Annotated in this window: 16 protein-coding genes; 3 read left to right on the forward strand and 13 right to left on the reverse strand. The window is 68.2% G+C overall.

What is annotated here, in order from left to right:
* Positions 1-2 precede the first annotated feature (2 nt).
* The 5 genes from QH168_RS15660 to rpsB form a co-directional block, all read right to left on the reverse strand.
* Positions 3-950, reverse strand: coding sequence for a phosphatidate cytidylyltransferase (locus QH168_RS15660; protein WP_432421110.1), 948 nt, complete (start codon positions 948-950; stop codon positions 3-5).
* Positions 951-1,018: 68 nt separating this feature from the next.
* On the reverse strand, positions 1,019-1,576 hold the full coding sequence (frr, locus tag QH168_RS15665) for a ribosome recycling factor (RefSeq protein ID WP_280235390.1): 558 nt from the start codon (positions 1,574-1,576) through the stop codon (positions 1,019-1,021).
* Positions 1,577-1,627: 51 nt separating this feature from the next.
* Entirely contained in the window at positions 1,628-2,356 is a 729-nt protein-coding gene (pyrH, locus tag QH168_RS15670; protein ID WP_163822834.1) for a UMP kinase, read from the reverse strand.
* A gap of 193 nt (positions 2,357-2,549) precedes the next feature.
* Positions 2,550-3,374, reverse strand: coding sequence for a translation elongation factor Ts (gene tsf, locus QH168_RS15675; RefSeq protein ID WP_280235391.1), 825 nt, complete (start codon positions 3,372-3,374; stop codon positions 2,550-2,552).
* A 105-nt stretch (positions 3,375-3,479) separates the two neighbouring features.
* Positions 3,480-4,310: a 30S ribosomal protein S2 gene (gene rpsB / locus QH168_RS15680; RefSeq protein WP_280235392.1), complete on the reverse strand. Its 831-nt coding sequence runs from the start codon at positions 4,308-4,310 to the stop codon at positions 3,480-3,482.
* A gap of 1,067 nt (positions 4,311-5,377) precedes the next feature.
* On the opposite strand from rpsB, the gene QH168_RS15685 reads away from it, so the two are divergent.
* Complete coding sequence (locus tag QH168_RS15685) at positions 5,378-5,938, forward strand: M23 family metallopeptidase (protein ID WP_280235393.1); 561 nt, start codon at positions 5,378-5,380, stop codon at positions 5,936-5,938.
* 7 nt (positions 5,939-5,945) lie between these two features.
* A complete protein-coding gene (locus QH168_RS15690) occupies positions 5,946-6,464 on the forward strand; it encodes a DUF1990 family protein (RefSeq protein ID WP_280235394.1) in 519 nt (172 codons plus the stop codon).
* Positions 6,465-6,633: 169 nt separating this feature from the next.
* On the opposite strand, the gene QH168_RS15695 is transcribed toward QH168_RS15690, so the two are convergent.
* The 3 genes from QH168_RS15695 to QH168_RS15705 form a co-directional block, all read right to left on the reverse strand.
* Entirely contained in the window at positions 6,634-6,942 is a 309-nt protein-coding gene (locus QH168_RS15695; RefSeq protein ID WP_280235395.1) for a DUF202 domain-containing protein, read from the reverse strand.
* The gene (locus QH168_RS15700; RefSeq protein WP_280235396.1) at positions 6,939-7,304 is read right to left on the reverse strand and encodes a YidH family protein; all 366 of its coding nucleotides are present in this window, start codon (positions 7,302-7,304) and stop codon (positions 6,939-6,941) included. The genes QH168_RS15695 and QH168_RS15700 overlap by 4 nt, the downstream gene beginning before the upstream one ends.
* 770 nt (positions 7,305-8,074) lie before the next feature.
* On the reverse strand, positions 8,075-8,998 hold the full coding sequence (locus tag QH168_RS15705) for a tyrosine recombinase XerC (RefSeq protein WP_280235397.1): 924 nt from the start codon (positions 8,996-8,998) through the stop codon (positions 8,075-8,077).
* Between the two features lie 191 nt (positions 8,999-9,189).
* Between QH168_RS15705 and QH168_RS15710 the strand changes: the two genes are divergently transcribed.
* Positions 9,190-9,456, forward strand: a complete 267-nt coding sequence (locus QH168_RS15710; protein ID WP_280235398.1) for a hypothetical protein — start codon at positions 9,190-9,192, stop codon at positions 9,454-9,456.
* A 270-nt stretch (positions 9,457-9,726) separates the two neighbouring features.
* Here QH168_RS15710 and dprA read toward each other — a convergent pair whose 3' ends face one another.
* The 5 genes from dprA to QH168_RS15735 all read right to left on the reverse strand — a co-directional run bounded on the left by dprA (position 9,727) and on the right by QH168_RS15735 (position 14,026).
* Positions 9,727-10,917, reverse strand: coding sequence for a DNA-processing protein DprA (gene dprA, locus QH168_RS15715; RefSeq protein ID WP_280235399.1), 1,191 nt, complete (start codon positions 10,915-10,917; stop codon positions 9,727-9,729).
* Complete coding sequence (locus QH168_RS15720) at positions 10,914-12,422, reverse strand: YifB family Mg chelatase-like AAA ATPase (RefSeq protein WP_280235400.1); 1,509 nt, start codon at positions 12,420-12,422, stop codon at positions 10,914-10,916. Before QH168_RS15720 ends, dprA begins: the two co-directional genes overlap by 4 nt.
* A complete protein-coding gene (locus tag QH168_RS15725; protein ID WP_280235401.1) occupies positions 12,422-12,778 on the reverse strand; it encodes a YraN family protein in 357 nt (118 codons plus the stop codon). The genes QH168_RS15720 and QH168_RS15725 overlap by 1 nt, the downstream gene beginning before the upstream one ends.
* 101 nt (positions 12,779-12,879) lie before the next feature.
* Positions 12,880-13,185: a DUF2469 domain-containing protein gene (locus tag QH168_RS15730; RefSeq protein ID WP_011210678.1), complete on the reverse strand. Its 306-nt coding sequence runs from the start codon at positions 13,183-13,185 to the stop codon at positions 12,880-12,882.
* 43 nt (positions 13,186-13,228) lie between these two features.
* Positions 13,229-14,026 carry a ribonuclease HII gene (locus QH168_RS15735; RefSeq protein WP_280235510.1) on the reverse strand — a complete coding sequence of 266 codons (798 nt, stop codon included), beginning with the start codon at positions 14,024-14,026 and terminating at the stop codon, positions 13,229-13,231.
* Between the last annotated feature and the right edge of the window lie 9 nt (positions 14,027-14,035).

A 14,035-nucleotide genomic window follows, 5' to 3' on the forward strand; every position in this document is an offset into this window, starting at 1 on the left:
GCTCAGAGCAGGGTGCTGAGCACCAGCCACGAGACGAACGCCGAGGGCAGCATCGAATCGAGCCGATCCATGATGCCGCCGTGCCCGGGCAGCAACGTGCCCATGTCCTTGATACCGAGTTCGCGCTTGATCTGGGATTCGATGAGATCGCCGATGGTCGCCACGAGGACCAGGCCGACGCCGAGCACCACACCGATCATCGAGTTGGCGTCCAGCAGCAGCGTCACGGTGAGCAGACCACCGATCACGCTGAACACCAGCGAACCGCAGAATCCCTCCCACGATTTCTTCGGGCTGATCGAAGGCACCATCGGATGCCTGCCGAACAACACACCGGCCACATAGCCGCCGACGTCGGAGCAGACCACCAGGATCATGAAGGTGAGCACGCGCAGGTTGCCGTCGGGTTCGAGCAGCAGCAACACCGCGAACGAGGCGAGCAGCGGAATCCAGGTCAGGGTGAAGATCGCGATCGAGGTGTCGCGCAGGAAGTTTCGCGGTGCGGTCTGCAAACCGTGATCGAACAATCGCCACACCATGCAGACCAGCGCCGTCGCCGCGAACGCGCCCGCCACACCCGCGGGACCGAACGGCCAGCCCAGCCAGAACACCGCCTGACCGCCCACGATCAACGGGATCCGCGGAACCAGCACATCGGCTTCACGCAGCCGTTTGGCGACCTCCCAGGTCGCCACGGCCATCGCGGCACCGGCCACCCCGATGAACACCTTCGGCACGAACAGCAGGATCGCGATGAGCGAGAGGCCGAGACCGAAACCGACGATCAGCGCCGCCGGTAAGTTGCGACCCGCCCGCGACTTGGGCGCGGCGGCCGGATCACCGACGCCTGCCTTCGCGTCCGGTGTACCGGCGGCAGCGGCATCGACTGTGCCGTCCTCGTCCGGTGCCTGCTGTCCCGCCGCACCGGCCGCAGCGGTGTTCTCGGCCACGATTGTCCCGTCGCTCAACTCGTCGTTTCCGTTTCGTCCCCCGCCCGGGCGGGCCCGCAAGATCTGGGTCAGACCTCGAGCAGTTCGGCTTCCTTGTGCTTGACCAGCTCATCGACCTGGCCGACATATTTGGCGGTGGTCTTGTCGAGTTCCTTCTCGGCCCGGCCGACCTCGTCCTCGCCCGCCTCGCCATCCTTCTGGATGCGGGACAGTTCATCCATGGCCTTGCGGCGCACATTGCGAATCGAGACCTTGGCGTCCTCACCCTTGGACTTGGCCTGCTTGACCATCTCGCGTCGGCGTTCCTCGGTGAGCTGCGGAACCGAGATGCGCAGGATGTCACCGTTGTTGGTCGGGTTCACGCCGAGATCGGAGTTGCGGATCGCGGTCTCGATCGCACCCAGCTGTGCCTGCTCGTAGGGCTTGATCACCACCATCCGCGGCTCCGGCACGGTGATACTCGACATCTGGGTGATCGGGGTAGGCGATCCGTAGTAGTCGACGACGACCCGGGAGAACATGCCCGGATTCGCGCGACCGGTGCGGATGGTGCCGAGATCGTCCTTCGCTACCGAGACGGCCTTCTCCATCTTCTCCTCGGCGTCGAAGAGCGCTTCTTCAATCACGACCGTTTCCTCCACAGCGTCGTCATCGTCATGATCCGCGGGCTCGCGGGGTCAGGAACGAACCAATGTGCCGATCTTCTCACCGGCGACAGCCCGGGCGATATTGCCCTTGGTCAACAAATTGAACACCAGGATCGGCATCTGGTTGTCCATGCACAGGCTGAAGGCCGTGGCGTCGGCGACCTTCAGATCGCGCTCGATCGCCTCTTTATGGGTGATCTCGGTATACATCGTGGCGTCGGGGTCGACCCGCGGGTCGGCGGTGAAGACCCCGTCGACGGCCTTGGCCATCAGCACCACATCGGCACCGATCTCCAGGGCTCGCTGCGCCGCGGTGGTGTCGGTGGAGAAGTAGGGCATGCCCATACCGGCGCCGAAGATCACCACGCGCCCCTTCTCCAGATGACGCTTGGCCCGCAACGGCAGGTACGGCTCGGCGACCTGACCCATCGTGATCGCGGTCTGCACCCGCGTATCGATGCCCTGCTTCTGCAAGAAGTCCTGCAACGCAAGGCTGTTCATCACGGTGCCGAGCATGCCCATATAGTCCGAACGGGCCCGCTCCATACCGCGTTCCTCGAGTTCGGCGCCGCGGAAGAAGTTGCCGCCGCCGATCACCACGGCCACCTGCACGCCGGTCTCGACGATCTCGGCGATCTGCTCGGCCACCGTCTGGACCACGTCCGGATCGAGCCCCACCTTGCCGCCGCCGAACATCTCACCGCCGAGTTTCAGCAGTACCCGGCGATATCCTGGGCGGTCGGTCCCCGGGTCGGTCATCGGTCTGGGTCTCCTTCGGCGATGGGCGTGTTCTCGATCGGCGCCGGGCTCGATCGGCGGGCTCGGCGACATCAGGCATTCAGCAACTCAGAGCGTCCCTATCCTGCCTTATTCGGTTGGAGCGGCAGCAGAAGGCCCCCCGTCGACCGGATGATCGGTGCGACGAGGGGCCTGCTCGCTGATGCGCGAGGGCTCAGCTCGCGCCGACCTCGAACCGGGCGAAGCGGGTGATGGTGACACCGGCCTCGTCCAGCAGGGCCTTGACGGTCTTCTTCGAATCGGTGACCGACGACTGCTCCAGCAGCACGACGTCCTTGAAGAAGCCGTTGACGCGGCCCTCGGTGATCTTCGGCAGCGCGGCCTCGGGCTTGCCTTCCTCGCGAGCGGTCTGCTCGGCGATGCGGCGCTCGTTGTCCACGATGTCGGCGGGCACCTCGTCGCGGGTCACGTACTTGGCCTTGAGGGCGGCGACCTGCATGGCGGCGGCGCGCGCGGCTTCGGCGGCGGCGTCACCGGAACCGGTGTACTCGACCAGCACGCCGACGGCGGGCGGCAGGTCGGAGGCACGCTTGTGCAGGTAGGTGGCGACCGGGCCGTCGAGGGAGACGACGCGACGCAGCTCCAGCTTCTCGCCGATCTTGGCGGCCAGTTCCTGGGTCGCGGCGTCGACGGTCTTACCACCCAGATCCAGGGCCTTCAGCGCCTCCAGGTCGGCAGGCTTGGCGGCCGCGGCGGCGGTCACGATCTGGTCGGCCAGGGTCTGGAACTCGGCGTTCTTGGCGACGAAGTCGGTCTCGGAGTTGATCTCGACCATGACGCCGTCCTTGGCGACCACGAGGCCTTCGGCGGTGGTGCGCTCGGCACGCTTGCCGACGTCCTTGGCGCCCTTGATGCGCAGCAGCTCGACGGCCTTGTCGAAATCACCGTCGGTCTCGGCCAGCGCGTTCTTGCAGTCCATCATCCCGGAGCCGGTCAGCTCCCGGAGCCGCTTCACGTCAGCGGCGGTGTAGTTCGCCATCGGGGGCGAGCCTCCTTCGAAAAGGGTAGGTACCTGGCAGTGGTGGCCACGATGGCATGGCCGGGTGGCCACCACTGGAACAGAGTGTGAACCGAGTCGAGAAACTCAGGCCTCGGCCGGGGTCTCGGTCGGCGCGGCCTCGGCCGGAGCCTCGGCGGCGGGGGCGGCCTGCGACAGCAGCTCCTGCTCCCACTCGGCCAGCGGCTCACCGGCGCCGGCCTCGGGCTTGTCGTCACCGGCGGCGCGACCCGCACGGGCCTGCACGCCTTCGGCGACGGCGGAAGCGACGACCTTGGTCAGCAGCGCGGCCGAACGGATCGCGTCGTCGTTACCCGGGATCGGGTAGTCGACCAGGTCGGGATCGCAGTTGGTGTCCAGGATCGCGATGACCGGGATGTTCAGCTTGCGCGCCTCGCCGACGGCGATGTGCTCCTTGTTGGTGTCGACGACCCAGATGGCCGAGGGCACCTTCTGCATATCGCGGATACCGCCGAGGGTGCGGTCCAGCTTGTTCATCTCACGCGTGAGCATGAGGATTTCCTTCTTGGTGCGACCCTCGAAGCCACCGGTCTGCTCCATGGCCTCGAGCTCCTTGAGGCGCTGGAGGCGCTTGTGCACGGTGGAGAAGTTGGTCAGCATGCCGCCCAGCCAGCGCTGGTTGACGTAGGGCATCCCCACGCGGGTGGCCTCGGCGGCGATCGACTCCTGGGCCTGCTTCTTGGTGCCGACGAAGAGGACGGTGCCACCGTGGGCGACGGTCTCCTTGACGAACTCGTAGGCCTTGTCGATGTAGGTCAGCGTCTGCTGAAGATCGATGATGTAGATGCCGTTGCGGTCGGTGAAGATGAACCGCTTCATCTTCGGGTTCCAGCGACGGGTCTGGTGCCCGAAGTGCGCGCCGCTGTCGAGCAGCTGCTTCATGGTTACGACAGCCATAGCTCCCGTATCTCTCTTTCGTTGCCGGTTGACGCAACAAGCCGGGTGGCCCGCTGCCCTGGCGCCCCGAACCGTCGGACCCGATCTGGCGATCGGGACCAGCCGACGATTCCCCGTCCATCACTGCGCTGACGCGGCCGAGCACACTTCCGATGAAGTGCGGCCGGATCGATCAGCGCCTCACGAACGGGCACGGTGGCGCGCGAAGTCGGTCCATGGAAGACACAGACCGCTCGGACAGTCTACGGCGTGCTGCCCCACCATTGAAATCGTCCTGGTGAAAGGCTGTTTATCCACACCTGTTCGGGTTATCCACAGCTGGCGAATCGGGGGTATCGCCAGGGTTCCGTCGCGGTCATCGTTGAGCCATGACGCCTGCCTGCCACTCTCCGATCCCCGGCTCTTCTCGTCCCTCGATCCCCGGTTCCTCTCGTGGTTCCGCCCGACCACCCCTCCGCTCCGTCGAAGGCATCGATCCGCGGTCCGGGTGTGCACGCTCCGAACATCGACAGCGGTACCGCGACCACAGCGAGGCAGCGCCTGGCGATCGAGGTGGTCCGACCATTCGCGCCCGTTCGGGCAATTGCATCCACATGCGGGGCCACAGCGGTCGTTCGGGTGATCACACCGCGCAGGTCCATGGTTCACAGGTCCATCGCTCCCATGCGCATCGCGAACACGGCGGTCCCGAATGTGATCGTCGCGGTCCTGGGAACGCCGAAGTGGCGGGCTCCGGCGGTGGAATCGCGGCGACGGTCGATACATGGGCAGACAGGTCCGTCGACCCGGGCGGCCGTTGTGGCGTCAGGCCGGGTGGGTGGTGGCGCAGATACGGTCGGGCGGTGCGACGGCTCGTCTCGGCACTGCTGCCGTTGGGGCTTTTGGTGGGTTTGTTGGTCGCGACCGTTTCGGAGCGCGATACGGCGGCCGCACCGGGTGCGCACCGGCAGCCCGAACGGTGTGCGGTGGGCAGTAGCGGATCGGCCTGCGTGCTTGCGCCGTTGCTGCGTGGGCTGGTGCGGACGGCTCCACTGCCGCGGACACCTGCCGGGTCACGATGAGCGCCGATGGGGCATGCGGGTGTGGCCGGGCGGCTCGGGTCGTTGGTGCTGGCCGGGGCGGTACTCACAGCAGGTGGGCCGGTGGCCGCGGCGGCGCCGGGTGCGCGGTTCGACTGGCCGTTGCGGCCGCGGCCCGCGGTCGAGCGACGGTTCGAGAAGCCGCCGCAGAATTGGCTGCCCGGGCATCGCGGGGTGGATCTGGCGGGTTCGCCCGGGCAGTCGGTGCTCGCGGCGGGCGAGGGGATCGTCGTCTTCGCGGGTTCGGTGGCGGGCAAACCGGTGGTGTCGATCGACCATCCCGGCGGGCTGCGCACCACCTACGAACCGGTAACGGCCGATGTGCCGGTCGGGCGGCGGGTCGCGCGCGGCACTCCGATCGGTGTGCTGGAGGCCGGGCACGAGGGCTGTTCGGCCGCGGCCTGTCTGCATTGGGGTCTGCGGCGCGAGGCAGGTGGCGGGCAACGCCGCGAGTATCTCGACCCGCTCGGACTACTGCATCTGGGCCCACTACGTCTGAAGCCGGTGCATCCGGCGGGTGCTTCCCGGCAGCCTGTCCACCGACCATGATCAGATCATGCAGAACCCGCAGGATCCGCCCTTCACCTACGCCGAGGTCGGCGCCACGAACGGGCCGCTTCCGGCTCGATACCACCATGTCACCCTGCGCCGCCGCATCGGCCATGGCCGGGCACTGTTCGATCGGGCCGCCGACGCCGTCAATGCCTACCGGATGCAACGCGGCACCGGCATCTTCGACACGGCGAGCACCCCGACCGCAGAGCCGGGCACCCTGCTCACCGTGCGGCTCGGCCTCGGCCCGCTGGCCATCACCGCACCGTGCCGCGTCGTCTACGTCCTCGACGAACCGAACCGCCGCGGCTTCGCCTACGGCACGCTCCCCGGCCACCCGGAGTCCGGTGAGGAACTGTTCGCGGTCGAGTACGACCCCGCCGACCACTCCGTGTACGGCATCGTCACCGCGTTCTCCCGCGGCGCGACCTGGTACACCCGGCTGGGCGGACCGGTGAGCCGCATGGTCCAACGCTTCATCGCCGGCAAGTACATAGACGCCCTCCCGCACTCCGACCAGTAGTGACGGCACGGACGGCACGGACGGCACGGACGGCACGGACGGCACGGACGGCACGGACGGCACGGACGGCACGGACGGCACGGACGGCACGGACGGCACGGACGGCACGGACGGCACGGACGGCACGGACGGCACGGTAATGGCTGGCGCTCGGTATCGCGGCGGATAGCTATCTGATCGGATGGGTGAACCCGATCACGACCGCTACCAGGGCCGCCGCCACGATCGAGGCCAAGGCGAGCCGGACGGCGCGCTCACCGTGCTGGTACCGGCCGTGGCGCAGGCCGTGGCTGCGCAGGGCGCCGACCGCGACCAGGGCTGCGCTGGCCAGTGCGGCGACCAGCGGGGCCAGTGAGGTGGGCCGCCAGCCGTCGGCGACGGCGGCGTCCAGGAACAGCATGGTGAGCACGGTCGCGGCCAGGGCAGTGCGACGCCAAGCCAGCGCGGTGCGTTCGGCGGCGAGGCCGGGGGCGGTCATCGCAGCAGCACCGCCAGACACGCGAGGAGGGCGATAACGCTGATACCGGCCGACAGCACCGGAACCAGAACGGTCCCCGGCAGCGCGTGCCCCCGCCGCATCGCGTCGCCGACCCGACGCCAGTGGGCATACGCGCCGATCGCGAGGATCAGCGCGAGGGCCAGGCAGCACAGCACGATGGCGCGCCGGAATCCGGCCAGGCGAAACGGTTCGACCAGGGTGTGTACCGCCACGCCGCCCGCGAGCAGTCCGAGCGAGGTGCGCATCCAGGCGAGAAAGGTGCGTTCATTGGCGAGAGTGAAGCGGTAGTCGACCTCTTCTTCGCCATCCTCGGATTCGGCGTCCGGATTCGGCAGCGTCATGACGGTCCGCCTCGTCGGCGCAGCACAATCCTGGCCCCGCGTATCGGGCCGCCCCCATTCCGGCCACGCGGGTTGTCGATGCGGTGACGGTCGTCGGCCCGCATTGCGCTCTCGCTCTCTGTCGGACAACTCGGGTGTACCCGCATGCCCAGGCTATCGGCGGGCGGCGCGAAAGCTCCACGACACACCCGTCACCCATCCTCTGCCCAGAACCGATCAGTCGTGCGACCCACCGCTGGCGCACGCCCCCAGGCGAACCCGAGTCGGAACGGTCTCGCATGCGAACACCGAAGTCGTACTCGCGTACCCATGGGCATAGCGTCAGCATCATCTGACCCACTGCCACGCCACACTCGCGCCGCCGATGGGTCATCCGCATGACCGACCGGTCATCAGCCGCGCTCACGTTCCCGGGCGGAGTCGTCCGCACACTCGACCTCCCGAGCCACGCACACGCCCCACCCGCCAGCCACCCGCCACGTCCACGGGTGGGAATCGTCTGCTTTCGACCCGCAGGCAGGGCACGCACCACGCCCACGGGGTGGGTCCCCGCGCACTCGCCAGGCACCCGCCCCGCTCATGCCCAGGGTGGGTCGTCCGCCCTCAGGTGATGATCTGTGGAGTAGTCGATCCGGTATGCAGCCCTGCGATCTGCGGGCTTGCCGATGCGATGAACACGAGGGCGAATACGCGACACGCAAGCCGTGCACGCACCACAGGCACGGGCGCGGGCACAGAGTCGGCCCCATGACTCGACCCGCGAGCCAGGCTCAAGCGCGTGGGTGAGCCTGGTCGTGCACCTTCTTGAGTCGATCGACCGACACGTGAGTGTAGAGCTGGGTGGTGGCCATGCTGGCGTGGCCGAGCAGTTCCTGCACCACGCGCAGGTCGGCGCCACCTTCGAGCAGGTGGGTGGCGGCGGTGTGGCGCAGACCGTGCGGGCTCATATCCGGTGCGCCGGGTATCGCCGAGATCACTTCGTGCACAGCGGTTCTGGCTTGGCGTGGATCGAGGCGCCGACCGCGACGGCCGAGGAGCAGGGCGCGCCCGGATTCCGCGGTGGCGAAGCCGGGGCGGCCGAACCGCAGCCAGTTGCCGAGCGCGTCGTCGGCCGGAGCGCCGAAGGGGGCCGAGCGTTCCTTGTTGCCCTTGCCCAGCACTCGCACCAGTCGGCGTTCACGGTCCACGTCGTCGATATCGAGTCCGCACAGCTCGCTCACCCGGACCCCGGTGGAGTAGAGCAGCTCGACGATCAACCGATCACGCAGTGCCATCGGATCACGCTGCATCGCACCGGATTCCGCGGCATCCATCGCGGCGGCGGCCTGCTGCTTTCCCAGCACCGATGGCAGCACCCGGTGTGCTTTCGGAGCGCCGAGGCGCAGCCCTGGATCGGTGTTCAACCGGCCGGTCCTGGTGAGCCAGGCGGTGAAGGTGCGAGCCGCGGAGGCCCGGCGCGACATCGTGGTGCGTGCGGCGCCCGCGGCGGACTGTTCGGCGAGCCAGGAGCGCAGCAACGCCAGATCCAATTCCCGCACCGACGAATCCGCCGACCGCGCGACCAGATGGGTCAGCAACGATCGCGCATCGCCGAGGTAGGCGCGCACGGTATGCGGTGAGCGATTGCTGCCCAACCGCAGGGTCCGCCCGTATTCGGCCAGCAGCGCGTCCAGATCTTCGGGCAACACATCCACCACTTCACCGTCACCCGCCGCACCGCCCCGTGGCAAGTCGGCGCGCCGTTCCCCAGCTCATAAGCTGTTTTGCCTGATCACAGCGGTGACCTACCGCAGATGAGGCGGCCGGTCTGCGACGATGGCCCGGTTCGATCAGTCGATTCACCGATGCTCACAGAAAGGGACCACCCGTGCGTCATATCGCAACTGTGTGTGCTGTCGCAGGAACACTGATCCTCACCGCGGCAGGCACCGCCACCGGTGTCGAAGGAGTACTGCTCGTCAACGACGCCGTGCATGAGAACCCCAGCGGCTGCGTCCCGGTCGCTGATCAGCCGTCACCACTCCAGATCGTCAACGACACCGAGGCGGTCGCGACGGTGTATCTGGAGGCCGGTTGCGCAGGTCCGGTCACCGAGGAGGTTGCGCCCGGCGCCGGCGTAGAGGCGTTCGGTTCCTCCATCAGGATCGAGTAACAGGGCGCTCATCTGAGCTTCGACGAGCATGCGGCGGCGGTGTTCACGACCAACGCGGGTCGGGACACCGCCGCCCTCGGATCATCGCTTCTGCCCGATCAGACTTCCGGCGCCGGTGACCGACCACCTCCACGATCCGGCCACTGCGATGTCCACGGGCGAGCGTCGGCGCCGGAGCATCGGATGACATCGAATCTCTTGGTGGAGCACGGCGAGTGGAATCACCGCTACCGGACCGCCGACGATTTCCGCCGACACCGCCGACGCGACTCACTGTCGACCAGGCGGATCGAAGCCGACCCGAAACCAACCATCTCCCCCGAGCCCGACCAATCCGGCGAGTTCCAGCTCCGCCAGCGCCGCCCGGACAGCGGGAATCGGTAGTGAGGTGGTGGCCGCGAGTTCTTGCGGCACCCGCGAACCGGCCGTGGGAAGCGCCGCGTAGACCAACTGCTGATCTCCGGCGAGCCCGTCGCCAGGATCAGCCGCTACCGCGGTCGGCAGCGATAGGTGCAGCGGCCCCGCTTCGTCGATGATCTCTTTCGCACCGGTCACCAACAGGGCCTCCCCTTCTCGAATCATGCGGTGACAGCCGACCGACGACGCCGACGTGATCGGCCCCGGCACCGCGAGCGCCGGACGACCGAGGCGCCGAGCCCATTTCACGGTGTTGCGCGCCCCGCTGCGCAACCCCGCTTCGACGACGAGGACTCCATCGGCCAATGACGCGACCAGCCGGTTACGCGCCAGGAAGTGATGTTTACGCGCGACGGTCCCCGGTGGATATTCGCTGACCACCAGGCCGGTTTCGGCGATCTGCGCGAGCAACCGTTCGTGCTGGGCCGGATACGGCCGGTCGACACCGCAGGCCAGCACGGCGATCGTGGACCCGCCGACCGCCAGTGCCGCGCGATGGGCCATGGCGTCGATACCGAAGGCCGCACCGGACACGATGGTCCAACCCCTGGCGGCGAGATCGCCCGCGATCTCGCCGGTGGCGCGGTCGCCATAGCCGCTGCTGCATCGGGCGCCCACCACGGCCAACGCCCGTTCACTGGCGCCGAGCAGCGACAGCGGCCCACGCACCCACAACACCAACGGCACCGCACCGTCGACGTCTCGGCCCGGTTCGAGCTGACTCAGCCCCAGCAGCCGCCATGCGGGCCATTCCGGATCGTCGGGTGTGACGACCCGCCCGCCGAGTCGCCGGATCTGCTCGATATCCGCCGCGGCCCGGTCGAGGCCACGCCGGGCCGCGGTGGCGGCCTGCAACACCTGTGGCAAGCGGCATTCCCGCACCGCCCGTGCCGCTTCCAGCACCCCGACCGAGTCGATCAGCGCCGTCAACGCCGCACACGGCCCGAGTACCACCCGGGACAGATAAACCCACGCCAGCAACCGCGCCTCGGCATCATCGGCGACCACCCCGGCGGCCGCGCGGGCGGGCACCGGCGCGGTCATTGCGCGCCTCGCTGCCGGAAATTCAACGCCTGCATGACATCCTGCGCGCTCGGTATGTCGCCGCCGCGCAGATCGCAGATCGTCCACGCCACCCGGATCGCCCGGTCGGCCCCGCGCGCCGACAGTCTGCCCATCCGCAGTCCGGCCTCGACCGGTGCCGTCACCTCGGGTGGCAGCCGAAACCGCTGCCGCAGTACATGTCCGGGCACCTCGGCATTGGTGAGCCACCCGAATTCACGCCAGCGGTGCGCGGCCGCCCGCCGCGCGACCGTGACACGCTCACGGACGGTGGCGCTGCTCTCGGATTCTTCGGCGCCGAAGGTCCCACCTGCCACCCCGTACATCTGCACCCAGATATCGATCCGATCCATCAGCGGCCCGGACAGTTTGCCCAGGTATCGGCGCCGGGCCAGCGGCGCGCAGATGCAGTCGACATCGCGGGCGGGCGCGCACGGGCAGGGGTTCGCGGCCAGCATCAGCTGAAATCGAGCCGGATAGCGCGCGACACCGTCGCGGCGCGCGATGCGCACCTCGCCTTCCTCGAGCGGCGTCCGCATGGCCTCCAGCACTTTGGTGCCGATTTCGGCGCATTCGTCCAGGAACAGCACACCGCGATGCGCCCTGCTGACGGCACCGGGGCGGGCCGAACCGGATCCACCGCCGACCATGGCGGTGGCCGAGGTCGAATGGTGGGGCGCGACGAACGGCGGCATGGTGATCAACGGATGGTCACCGGACAGTGTGCCCGCGACCGAATGGATCGCGGTGACCTCGAGCGCCTCGGCGTCCGACAGCGGTGGGAGCAGCCCCGGAAGGCGCTGGGCCAGCATGGTTTTGCCGATTCCCGGTGGGCCGGTGAGCAGGATGTGGTGTCCGCCCGCGGCCGCCACCTCCAGCGCCCAGCGCGCCTCGTGCTGGCCGACGACCTCGCTCAGATCGCCCATCACGCGTGCTTGTACGGGCAGCTCGCGGTCCGGTTCGGTGAGGGCGGCTTCCCCGCGTAGCCAGGCCAGCGCGCTGCGCAGATCCGCAGCGCCGAGCACTTCGACACCGTCGACCAGCCCCGCTTCGGGCAGGGCGGCCTCCGGGACGACCACCGTGGCCCACCCTGCTTTCCTGGCGGCGAGCACCGCGGGCAGGATGCCGCGTACCCGCCGGATCCGCCCGTCCAGCGCCAGCTCCCCCAGTAGCACCGTGTTCACCAGTTTGGTGGATGGAATGGCATCGGCCGCATCCATCACCGCCGCGGCGAGAGCCAGGTCGTAGACGCTGCCCACTTTCGGCAGTGTCGCCGGGGACAGCGCGAGGATGACCCGCCCGTCGGGCCATTTCTCCCCGGAGTTGGCCACCGCGGCGCGTACTCGGTCGCGGGATTCGGAGAGTGAGGTGTCGGGCAGACCGACCAGATGCACCGACGGCAGGCCCTGACCGATATCCGCCTCGATCTCCACCAGCTGACCGTCCACACCGCTCACCGCGACCGAACAGGCCCGCCCCAGCGCCATCAGAACACCGCTTTCAGATGTTCGATCACCGGTTCGCGCTCTCGGATGACGAGCACCGAGACCACGTCGAATCGGATGCGCCGCCACGGACCGTCCTGATCGGCCAGCCACAGCAGTGCGAGTCTGCGGATCCGTTGCTGTTTGGTGTAGGTCACCGCCTCGGCGGGCGTGCCGTAGCCGAGGCCGGTTCTGGTCTTCACCTCGATGAAGGCGGTGGTATCGCCTTCGCGGGCGATGAGGTCCAGTTCGCCGTACCGGCAGCGCCAGTTACGGCAGATGATGTCCATGCCCGCGGCTTCCAGAAATCCTGCCGCCAGGTCTTCCCCGTGTGCGCCGAGCGCCGAATTGTGTGCCACCGGGTCAGCATGCGGTGCGGGCTACGCACCCGGCCCGGCGTCACCAGCGGAAACAGAATTCCTGTGGATAACCCGGCCTGTGGACAACTATCGATCCGCGGCTACTCCGGCAGCCGCAGATCCGGCTTCTCCAGCTCCTCGATATTGACGTCCTTGAAGGTGATGACCCGGACGTGCTTGACGAAACGGGCGGGCCGGTACATGTCCCAGACCCAGGCATCGCTCATCCGCACCTCGAAATACACCTCGCCGTCGGCGTTCTGCGGGCGCAGTTCCACGGAATTCGCCAGGTAGAAGCGGCGCTCGGTCTCCACCACGTACGAGAACTGGCCGACGATGTCCTTGTACTCCCGGTACAGGGACAGTTCCATCTCGGTTTCGTATTTCTCGAGGTCCTCGGCGCTCATCGGGTGGGACGTCCTCCTTCTCGCGGCATTGCGTGTGCTGACATCATCGCGTATGCAACGTGTCGGTAGCCAGTCGGTTCGACGTGACCTGATCCACGATCACCGTGCCGGAGGTCGCGACGACCTCATGGCGAATCGGCCTTCCGGCCGCCCCCTTCGGCTCGTGCTCACGCACGTTCCGCCAGGATCGCCGGTGTTCGACACACGGTCCGAGCTGCTGCAACGCGGCATTGTGCTCGGGCGTGTTGTAGCCCTTGTGCGCGGCGAATCCGTAACCGGGCAGCCGTCGATCCAGCTCGACCATCATCCGGTCGCGGGTGACCTTGGCGAGCACGCTGGCCGCCGCGATACAGGCCGCGGTGGCGTCGCCGCCCACCACCGGCAGCGACGGGCACGGAATTCCCGGCACCCGGAAGCCGTCGGTGAGCACATAGCCGGGGGTACGGCCGAGTCCAGCGACAGCGCGGCGCATACCCTCCAGATTGGCCACGTGGATGCCGATCGCGTCGATCTCCCAGGCCGGTATCACCACCACATGCCAGGCCAGCGCCAGCCGGGTGATCACCGGATACAGCGCCTCCCTGGTGGCTTCGGTGAGCTTCTTCGAATCGTCGAGACCGGCGAGGGCGTCGTGCGCCTTGGGCGCCAACATGCATGCCGCAACCACCAGCGGCCCGGCGCTCGGTCCGCGACCGGCCTCGTCGACCCCCGCGACGGGGCCCAGGCCGCTGCGGATCAGGGCCGCTTCGAGGGTGCGCAGCCCGGCCGCCTTCCGCATGACCACCCGCGGCGGCCAGCCAACCCGCTCCACGTCCGGTAGGCGTCGTCGAGATCGAGGCATCGGCGTCAC

This window comes from Nocardia cyriacigeorgica (genome assembly GCF_029868385.1).
Classification (GTDB): domain Bacteria; phylum Actinomycetota; class Actinomycetes; order Mycobacteriales; family Mycobacteriaceae; genus Nocardia; species Nocardia cyriacigeorgica_F.

What these genes read in the sequence shown, in the direction of transcription:
- QH168_RS15735 (WP_280235510.1), bottom strand. Translation starts at nt 14,026, where the DNA reads ATGCCTCGATCTCGACGACGCCTACCGGACGTGGAGCGGGTTGGCTGG.
- rpsB (WP_280235392.1), bottom strand. Translation starts at nt 4,310, where the DNA reads ATGGCTGTCGTAACCATGAAGCAGCTGCTCGACAGCGGCGCGCACTTC.
- QH168_RS15695 (WP_280235395.1), bottom strand. Translation starts at nt 6,942, where the DNA reads ATGACCGCCCCCGGCCTCGCCGCCGAACGCACCGCGCTGGCTTGGCGT.
- QH168_RS15730 (WP_011210678.1), bottom strand. Translation starts at nt 13,185, where the DNA reads ATGAGCGCCGAGGACCTCGAGAAATACGAAACCGAGATGGAACTGTCC.
- pyrH (WP_163822834.1), bottom strand. Translation starts at nt 2,356, where the DNA reads ATGACCGACCCGGGGACCGACCGCCCAGGATATCGCCGGGTACTGCTG.
- QH168_RS15685 (WP_280235393.1), top strand. Translation starts at nt 5,378, where the DNA reads ATGGGGCATGCGGGTGTGGCCGGGCGGCTCGGGTCGTTGGTGCTGGCC.
- QH168_RS15690 (WP_280235394.1), top strand. Translation starts at nt 5,946, where the DNA reads ATGCAGAACCCGCAGGATCCGCCCTTCACCTACGCCGAGGTCGGCGCC.
- dprA (WP_280235399.1), bottom strand. Translation starts at nt 10,917, where the DNA reads ATGACCGCGCCGGTGCCCGCCCGCGCGGCCGCCGGGGTGGTCGCCGAT.
- tsf (WP_280235391.1), bottom strand. Translation starts at nt 3,374, where the DNA reads ATGGCGAACTACACCGCCGCTGACGTGAAGCGGCTCCGGGAGCTGACC.
- QH168_RS15700 (WP_280235396.1), bottom strand. Translation starts at nt 7,304, where the DNA reads ATGACGCTGCCGAATCCGGACGCCGAATCCGAGGATGGCGAAGAAGAG.
- QH168_RS15720 (WP_280235400.1), bottom strand. Translation starts at nt 12,422, where the DNA reads ATGGCGCTGGGGCGGGCCTGTTCGGTCGCGGTGAGCGGTGTGGACGGT.